This window comes from Nocardia sp. NPDC058497, assembly GCF_042720195.1.
GTDB lineage: Bacteria > Actinomycetota > Actinomycetes > Mycobacteriales > Mycobacteriaceae > Nocardia.
Genome location: NZ_JBHXMY010000888.1, coordinates 1 through 1,681, shown reverse-complemented (window position 1 = coordinate 1,681; position 1,681 = coordinate 1). Strand labels below are relative to the sequence as shown.

The following is a 1,681-nucleotide window of genomic DNA, read 5'->3' as shown; positions in this document are numbered from 1 at the left end:
GGCTCGGAAGCGGACGGCGGGGTCGTCGAGGACGGTCACCGCCACCACGTCGGCCGAGAGGCGTTCCAGGGATTCGCCGAGCAGGGCGGCGTAGATGTGTTCCTTGCTCGGGAAGTACGCGTACAGGGCGCCGGGGGTGTAGCCGGCGGCGGTGGCGATGGCCCGGATATTGGCCGCGTCGACGCCGTCTTCCTCGAAGATCGTCCTGGCCGCGCGCAGGATGATCGCGCGTTTCGCCTCGGCGATCTCGTCACGCCGCCCCGCCCGGCTCGATTCGGCCACTGGTCCCCACTTCCCTTCGATCGGGGCCTCACGCTACATTCTGAACAACGTTCAGCACAGTGAACAAAGTTCAGGAGGTGTCATGCCGAGCTCCACCGAGCCGCTGGAACCGACGACGCTGCGGTTGCGTAGTTGCGACGGTCTCACCCTGGTCGCCGACAGTTTCGGTGTGCCCGGTGGGCCGCTGGTCGTGATGATGCACGGCGGCGGGCAGAACCGGCATTCGTGGAAGCGCACCGGTCGAGCGCTGGCGGCGGCGGGCATGCACGTCGTCGCGGTGGACGCGCGCGGCCACGGTGACAGCGACTGGTCACCGACGCGCGACTACACCCGCGACGCGATGGTCGGCGATCTGCTCACGGTGCTCGAGCAGCTCGGCGCGACGCCCGAAGCGGGCGCGGTCGTCGTCGGTGCCAGCATGGGCGGCATCACCGGCCTGCTCGCCACCGCGACACCCGGCGGTGAGGCGATCCGCGCCCTGGTGCTGGTCGACATCGTGCCCCGCTCGGAATCCACAGGCGTGGAACGGGTCATGGACTTCCTCGGCAGGCACCGCGACGGCTTCGACACCCTCGACCAGGTGGCCGACGCGGTCGCCGCCTACCTCCCGCACCGCCCGCGCCCCGACAACGCCGACGGCCTGCTGCGCAACCTGCGTCAGCGCGAGGGCCGCTGGTACTGGCACTGGGACCCCGACCTGCTCACCGGCCTCGAGGACAACCCGCAGGCCCGCATCGCCGAGATGGAAGCCGCCGCCGAGTCGCTGACCATCCCGGTCCTGCTGGTCCGCGGCGGCAAGTCCGATGTCGTCAGCGACGAGGGCGCGGCCGCCTTCCTCGCCCTGGCACCGCACGCCCGCCTCGCCGAGATCACCGCGGCCGCGCACACCGCGGCCGGCGACGACAACGACGCCTTCACCGACGCCGTCGCGGGCTTCGTCGCTACTGCCTGAGCTGCCCGGCTGCCGGGTGGGGGATCCACACCCCTTGGGTGCCTATTTGCGGGACGTTCGCTCTTCGACGATTGGAGTACCCCAATCGCTCACACGAGGAAGAACGACTCCATGTCAATCGCTCTCGAACAGGCACTTCTCACCCGCACGGCCGCGCACGCGCGCGAGCACACAATTCCGGCGGCGCCGACCGTACCTGTCATCGAAGCGATCGCGACCGGTGCGCCCAGCCTGGTCCTCGACCAATCCGTCGCAGCGGACTGGATGGCTGGGCAATTCACCGATCCGGAGCAGCAATCCCGGGTCAGACGCATCTTCCGCAAGACCATGATCAATACCCGGCGCGGGGGGGGGGGGCCCCGGCCGCCCCGGCGGAGCCCCGCCCCCGGGGCGCACCGCCCCCCGACACCAGAGTTGTGTTTTAAAAAAAAACAAAGGGGCCCCGCG

The 1,681-nt window shown here is 69.9% G+C and carries 2 protein-coding genes and 1 pseudogene; 2 read left to right on the top strand and 1 reads right to left on the bottom strand.

Annotation, left to right across the window (positions count from 1 at the left end; translation table 11 throughout):
- A partial coding sequence (locus ACFWPJ_RS32155) for a TetR/AcrR family transcriptional regulator (protein ID WP_378857196.1) occupies nucleotides 1-282 on the bottom strand: 282 nt, incomplete at its 3' end.
- Between the two features lie 82 nt (nucleotides 283-364).
- On the opposite strand from ACFWPJ_RS32155, the gene ACFWPJ_RS32150 reads away from it, so the two are divergent.
- Nucleotides 365-1,234 (top strand): alpha/beta fold hydrolase, encoded by an 870-nt coding sequence (locus ACFWPJ_RS32150; RefSeq protein WP_378857194.1) that lies wholly within the window; start codon nucleotides 365-367, stop codon nucleotides 1,232-1,234.
- 111 nt (nucleotides 1,235-1,345) lie between these two features.
- Nucleotides 1,346-1,681: pseudogene (locus ACFWPJ_RS32145) on the top strand (hypothetical protein); the annotation flags it as partial.

What these genes read in the sequence shown, in the direction of transcription:
- ACFWPJ_RS32150 (WP_378857194.1), top strand. Translation starts at nt 365, where the DNA reads ATGCCGAGCTCCACCGAGCCGCTGGAACCGACGACGCTGCGGTTGCGT.